The organism is Cupriavidus sp. 01L45 (genome assembly GCF_056399885.1).
In genome coordinates this window covers 1-6,171 of record NZ_JBFTSG010000119.1, presented here as the reverse complement: position 1 = coordinate 6,171, position 6,171 = coordinate 1, and the positions used below count along the sequence as shown (strand labels likewise).

General features: G+C 63.3%; 5 protein-coding genes. 4 read left to right on the top strand and 1 reads right to left on the bottom strand.

The features are described from left to right. Positions 1-1,004 (bottom strand): tyrosine-type recombinase/integrase (locus tag AC1DT6_RS39920; RefSeq protein WP_477115571.1); only part of this gene is annotated, 1,004 nt, incomplete at its 3' end. Positions 1,005-1,111: 107 nt separating this feature from the next. Between AC1DT6_RS39920 and AC1DT6_RS39915 the strand changes: the two genes are divergently transcribed. The 4 genes from AC1DT6_RS39915 (at position 1,112) to AC1DT6_RS39900 (ending at position 4,752) form a co-directional block, all read left to right on the top strand. Next, the gene (locus AC1DT6_RS39915) at positions 1,112-2,197 is read left to right on the top strand and encodes a DNA-binding protein (protein WP_477115570.1); all 1,086 of its coding nucleotides are present in this window, start codon (positions 1,112-1,114) and stop codon (positions 2,195-2,197) included. 258 nt (positions 2,198-2,455) lie between these two features. Next, positions 2,456-2,701, top strand: coding sequence for an H-NS histone family protein (locus tag AC1DT6_RS39910; RefSeq protein ID WP_477115572.1), 246 nt, complete (start codon positions 2,456-2,458; stop codon positions 2,699-2,701). A 135-nt stretch (positions 2,702-2,836) separates the two neighbouring features. Further along, on the top strand, positions 2,837-3,385 hold the full coding sequence (locus AC1DT6_RS39905) for a plasmid pRiA4b ORF-3 family protein (protein ID WP_477115569.1): 549 nt from the start codon (positions 2,837-2,839) through the stop codon (positions 3,383-3,385). Positions 3,386-3,726: 341 nt separating this feature from the next. Beyond that, positions 3,727-4,752 carry an IS110 family RNA-guided transposase gene (locus AC1DT6_RS39900; protein WP_477115568.1) on the top strand — a complete coding sequence of 342 codons (1,026 nt, stop codon included), beginning with the start codon at positions 3,727-3,729 and terminating at the stop codon, positions 4,750-4,752. Positions 4,753-6,171 lie beyond the last annotated feature (1,419 nt).

Genomic DNA, 6,171 nt, shown 5'->3' with positions numbered 1-6,171 from the left:
GCGGCCATCCCGAACACCTCCTTCAGCACCAGATGCAGCGCGCCGCGTGACAAGGGTTTTTCCTTGCCGATGATCGGCAGCACGATGGGGCGCGCCTCACCAGGATGCGGTGCCGGCGGCAGGCCGTACGCCTCGCGATAGCGCGCCARCTCCACGATCAGTTCGTCCGTGGCCGGCACCAGCCGCGTCTTGTTGCCCTTGCCGGTCACCTCCAGCCACCAGCGCTCCACGCCGTCGCGGTCACGCCGGCAGAAGAAGGCGCCCATGCGGGTCTCGGCCACCTCGGCCGCGCGCAGGCCGCCGAGATACAGCACCGTGAAGAGCCAGCGGCAGCGCGCCGCGTGCAGCCGSTCGCGCTCGGTGGCGGTGTCGTTCGCACCCGGCATCGCCTCGATGGTGTCCTTGACCACCTGCCACATSKCGTGGCTCAGGTAGCGCGTGAYSCKGGGCTTGGACTGGCCGCGCCGGTTGCGTGCCAGCGAGAGCGGATTGCCGGCCAGGTAGCCGGCGTCCACCAGCCAGGCGAACAGCGTATTGAGGATCACCATCGCGTGCCGCGCGCTGGCCGGGGAGAGCGGGCCGGCGAACGGCCGCCAGTCCGGCGCACCGCGCGCGAGCTTTTTGCGCGACGCCATGACCCAGCGCCAGGCGGGYTGSGGATCGGCCAGGAAACGCTCGTACAGCAGCAGGTCCTCATGGGTGAGCGACGACAACGGCTTGCCGTGCTGCATCACGGCCCACAGCAGCAGCCGCTCGACCTCGCGCCGATAGGTCTGCAGGGTGGCCGGCGTGTCGGTATAGCGCGCCAGCCAGGCGGTGACGGCGGCCAGATCGTCAGTGGCCGAGATCTGCGGAGTGCCGCCGCGCGCCCGGTTGCTGCCGGCGGCGCCGCTGGCGCCAGCGAGCGCGGCGGGCAGGCGCAGGCGCTCGATCGGGGTGGCGGGCAGGGCCGTGAAGGCAGGTTGGGGGAGCGCGGTGGGTGCCATCGGTGCGGTGGGTGTCATGGCGTGAGTGTAGACCTAATTCTAGACAGAAGCCCACTTATGTCTAAAATTATGTAGTTTGAATTAGATAAATATCGTATTACGTAGTAATATTTGTGGAAACTGACATGGTTCGCCACCCAAACATGACTGCCAGCCCTGAATCCACGCCGCTCGCCGCCGCTCCCGACGCCGCCCTGCAGGCCACGCTCGCCGCCGACGTGGCTACCCTGCGCGCGCAGTTCCCCGAGACCCGCGCGCTCTACCGTGAGGTCTGCGCCTTGCTGTTTTTTCGGCACGGCATCACGCCCACCGCCAACAAGCTCTACGGCCTGGTGCGCAAGGGCAGCATGGGCACGCCGACCGAGGTGCTGGCGCAGTTCTGGGCGGACCTGCGCGGCAAAATGCGTGTGACCATYGACCATCCCGAGTTGCCGGACGCGCTCAAGGCGATCGCCGCCAATGCCGTGCAGTCGATCTGGCAGGCCGCCAACGAGGCGGCTACCGGCGAGTTGGCCGCCTTGCGGGCCGAAGCGCGGTTGCAGGCGAGCGAGGCGGAGGCGCAGCGCGACCAGGCGCGGGCCGCGGTGGTCGTGGCCGAGCAGGAGAAAGCCGCCGTACAGGCCGACTTCGACGCCGCCCAGCAGGCGCGCGCGGCGCTGCAGGGGGAACTGGACGCCGAGCGCCAGGCCCACGCCGCCGCGCGGGCGCGTCAGGAGGCGGGGCAGCGCCAGATCGAGGCGCTGGAGCGGCAATTGGGAGAGTTGCGTACCCAATTCTCGACGGAGCTGGAGCACACCCGCGAGCAGGTGGCCGTCGCACAGGAGCGAGCCAGCGCCACCGAGCGCCGCGCGCTGCGCGAGATCGACCAGGAACGCACGCTGCGCCAGAAGGGCGAGCAGGCGGTCGCGGACCTGCGCACCGAACTGGCGGCCGTGCAGGCGAGGGCGCAAGACGCCGCCGTGGCCGGCGCCGAGGAGCGGGCGCGGCTGCAGGCCGAGCGCGACACGCTCAGTCGGCAACTGGCGGAGGCGGAACAGGCGATCGAGCGAGGGCAGGCGGCACAAGAAGAGCTGCGGGCGGAACTGGAGATGGCAGTACGGCGCGCCGAGCGGGCCGATGCGCAAGCCACCGCGGCGCGCCGCATGGCGACCCCCAGGCGTCAGGTGCCAGCGACCAAAACCAAGTTCAAGTTCAAGCCGGGGCCGGCCTGAGGAGGGGAGGGGCGAGGATTTGTCCACCGCGAGATGGGATAAGCCTGTGGACAAACCGCGCGAGGACCAGATGCCCGGCGGGCTTCTCGGGTCTGATTAATTTTTGAGCGGCGGGGTGAACACGTGATTCCTAATCCCCAAGGAAGCGGGTGGCTTTACACCAGCGATCCGCCGGCACAATGTGGAGGCCCAACGGTCTTTGAGACGACAACGCAGGATACTGCCCCGCAGCTTCCTCAAATCTATGCACCTAAAATGATGTCGATCGAAATCGAGCGTGCCGAAGCGATCACCTGGATCCGCATCCAGATGGCCCAGCATGGGCTGAGCCTGTCCGACCTGCAGGTCGCCGGCTGCTTTGCCGAATCGCCTCCGCCCCCAACGCCTGGGACGGTGCGCTACCGCAACGCGCACGGGCAGGGCTGGGACGGCCGCGGCGCCATGCCCGATTGGCTGCAGCGGGCGGTCAATGCCGGGCAGACCGTGGAACATTTCCGCGTCTAGTGGGTGGCGAGTACAGGACTACCCCTTCGATTTCCTTCACCGGCTCCATCGGGAGCCGCTCGGTCGTGGCTGAGAAGTTTCACCGTGCAAACCAGTTAGCTCGGTCTCCGGACCCATGTATGATCTCTTCCGCCTATGCTCAAACTTGCCGCAACCCTTCGTATCGAACTGCTCCATGTCAAGCCTCTGGTCTGGCGTCGCTTTGTTGTCCCGGCGGATATACAACTCCCCAAGCTCCACAAGGTGATCCATTCTGTGATGGGCTGGGAGGACACTCACCTGCATGAATTCGACATCAACGGCGAGCGGTTCGGCGTACAGGATAAGGACGTCTCGGATGAAGGCCTGCGGTCGGAGAAGGGCGTCCGGCTGAACCATGCGCTCGGCTCGGCCACCGAATTCGAGTACCGATATGACTTTGGCGATGACTGGCAGCACCGCGTCATTGTCGAATCAATCGGCTACCCGGACTTGGCCYTGGCTCTACCGGTATGCGTGGCTGGCGAAAACGCTTGCCCTCCGGAAGACGTTGGCGGGCCACACGGATATGCGGAATTCCTTGCAGCGCTCCGGGACAAGACCCACGAACAGCACAATGACTTCCGGTCGTGGGTTGGCGGCGTATTTGACCCAGTTGGCTTTGATGTGAATGCGATCAATGCGAGGCTGCGGGCGATTCGGTGACGCGCCCGCGCAGTAGTTGATCGGCCATGTTCTATGCGCTCGCTGGGATAAATCCGTCCGCAGTCGCAGTAATCGCGGTAATAGGCCGCAAACGGGCGCCAAATCATCAGAAAATCGATGAAGTGACGCGACCACAGCAGGGCCTGGGGCTTCTATCCGGCTGGCAAGGCGGATGCGCCAGATTTTGCATCTGATGGACGCGGTCCAGCGAATTCGATGGATTTTCAACCAATTGATTTGAACGGAATTTTTCCGCATTAGCGCCAGATTTTACTGAGATGGACCCGACGCCTCCCTTCGGGGGACACTGTCGGCATCAACCTGACATGTGGAGGTTCATCATGGAAGTCGACATCCTCGGCATCGATCTCGCCAAACAGGTATTCCAACTCCATGGCGCCGACCGCCGCGGACGGCCCGTACATCGAGCAAAGGTCTCGCGTGGCTCGCTCCTGGAGGCGGTGCGCACACTGAAGCCGGGGATGGTTGTTATGGAAGCCTGCAGCACAGCGCACCACTGGGCAAGACGCTTCCAGTCGATCGGCATTGAGGTCCGGCTGATCAGTCCACAGTATGTTTCACCCTTCGTCAAGACCAATAAGAATGACCGCAACGATGCCGAAGCGATCGTCGAGGCGGCCAGTCGGCCTGCCATGCGCTTCGTTACAGTCAAATCGGTCGAGCAGCAAGACATCCAGGCTGCGCACCGCATGCGAGCGATCCTGATACGCCACCGTACCGCCATGATCAACCAGATGCGCGGCCTGCTCGGTGAGCGCGGACTCACGATCTCGCGCTCACCAGAGGCGTTCAAGCGCGCGATCCCGGAACTACTCAGCAAGAGCGCCGACGAATTGACGTCGTTCTGCCAGACGCTGCTAACTGAACTGCTGCAGCACCTACACGCGATCGAGGAGCGCGTCCACCTGATCGAAACATCGATCCAGTCGTTCATGAAGCATTCCGCGCTGTGCAAAAAGATCGCGGAAGTGCCCGGCATCGGTCCGATCACCGCCACAGCCATGGTCGCCGCTGTCGGCGACGCGAAGCAATTCAGGAACGGCCGACATTTGGCGGCCTGGCTCGGTCTGGTACCGCGCCAGTACTCCTCAGGGGGCAAGCCTCGACTGCACGGCATCAGCCGGCGCGGCGACACATACTTGAGGACGTTGCTCATCCACGGCGCGCGGGCAGTCCTGCGCTACGCAGCGAAAAAAGCCGATCCACAGAGCGTCTGGCTGCAGCAACTGATTGCGCGACGCGGGCACAATTGCGCCGCGGTCGCGCTGGCCAACAAGAACGCGCGTGTCATCCAGGCGCTGCTCAGTAGCGACTCGACCTTTATGACGCGAAGCGCCGCAGCATAGCCCAAAAAACCGCTTGCAAGGAAGGAGATACCCACGCAGGTTTGCGAAGCTTCTCAAAGCGATGACGAAATTGGTTGAACCAGCATCCTGAAGCCTGTTTTTCGTGCCGGCGGCCGCTATCAGGCACGCCGCGATTTTGCTAAGGACAGGGTGCGCGGATCTCATCGATGCGGGCGTGCTTCGGCTATCGTCCAAGTGCAAGCCGGATACATGCATGCAGACCGTTTCGACATCACGAACAAGAAGCTTGCAAAAGGCGTCGGGTCCATACATGCATGAAAGGTACCCCGAGAAGGAAGCACGGAGCGGAAAGCAGGACGAGCAGCAAGACGAAAAACGGGGCGCGTAGGTACGTCGTATCAGTTCATCTTGAATCTGCTCGAGGAATCCTGGGCGCCCTGCCGCCTCGATGGCTTCGAAGGTCTCGCCGTCCCCGCCCGGGGCGCCGCGATTCTCCTTGGCCATCTGGTAAGCCGCTTGCAGCGTTTCCATCTTGCAGACATGCACGTATAAACCCCAGAAACGCCAGGACGGTTCAGACTTCGCCTTGACGTATATCTTCCTTCTCAGGTCCTGCAAACTGCCGGGTGTCTTTCTCATCTCACCCTTGCCTCCCTTATGTTGGAAGAGTTACACACAGTAGGGTGCCTTCGCTCCACGGGCATTACCCCGCTTCGTCACTACTACACACCCGTCCGCCACCCTCTCGCCTTCGGCCGACTTCCCGGTGTTGCCGGTTATACGACCTACCCAGCTTCCGTCGATTTCTCGACGGGGCAAGGAGGGCTTCTCCAGTTGCTCAGCATATCCTTGCCACCATGGCGTCGCTTCCACCCCGCCGAAGGATCCCACCGCTTCAGTCAGCCTGCGGTAGGCTCTGCTGCCTTCGCCCTATTCTTGGAGGCTCGGCCTTCGGGGACAGAGTTTCGAGGCCACATCCGCGTTCATTTTCATTACGGCCTGGTGACTCGCCGCCGCCCCACGGACGACGTTGTCGATGGGCTTCAGCGTCCCAGTTTCCCAGGCCCGCTGCCATCCTAGCTACGGGGCCTTGACTCTTACCCCGGCGGGACTGACCCCCCCGCTGAATACGCCAGCCTTTGCTGGACGCACAAGAACATCTCGATCTCCCCATCGGACTCGGTACCCGTCGACGAGTTCGATGACATGATCGGTGTCCTGCGTCTCTCGGTACGTCAACAACCACCAAACCAGGAACTGGTTACCACAGGGTGGCCAACCGAGTAAGGAGAAGAGCTAGCGGTACTTTCGCAAAGCAAGGCCCCATCGGCGGCTCTTGGCCCGTAAATCATGACTGAATGGGCTCGGAAGTCATACATGAAATAATATTGGTGCCCACCGCTGCAGTTCGAAGATCTTCACGGCGCGGCGCTGCTCGGACGTGATGCTCGGACGTGA

Bases quoted from the DNA above. Each gene is read 5' to 3' on its own strand.
- AC1DT6_RS39900 (WP_477115568.1), top strand. From the start codon at position 3,727: ATGGAAGTCGACATCCTCGGCATCGATCTCGCCAAACAGGTATTCCAA.
- AC1DT6_RS39910 (WP_477115572.1), top strand. From the start codon at position 2,456: ATGTCGATCGAAATCGAGCGTGCCGAAGCGATCACCTGGATCCGCATC.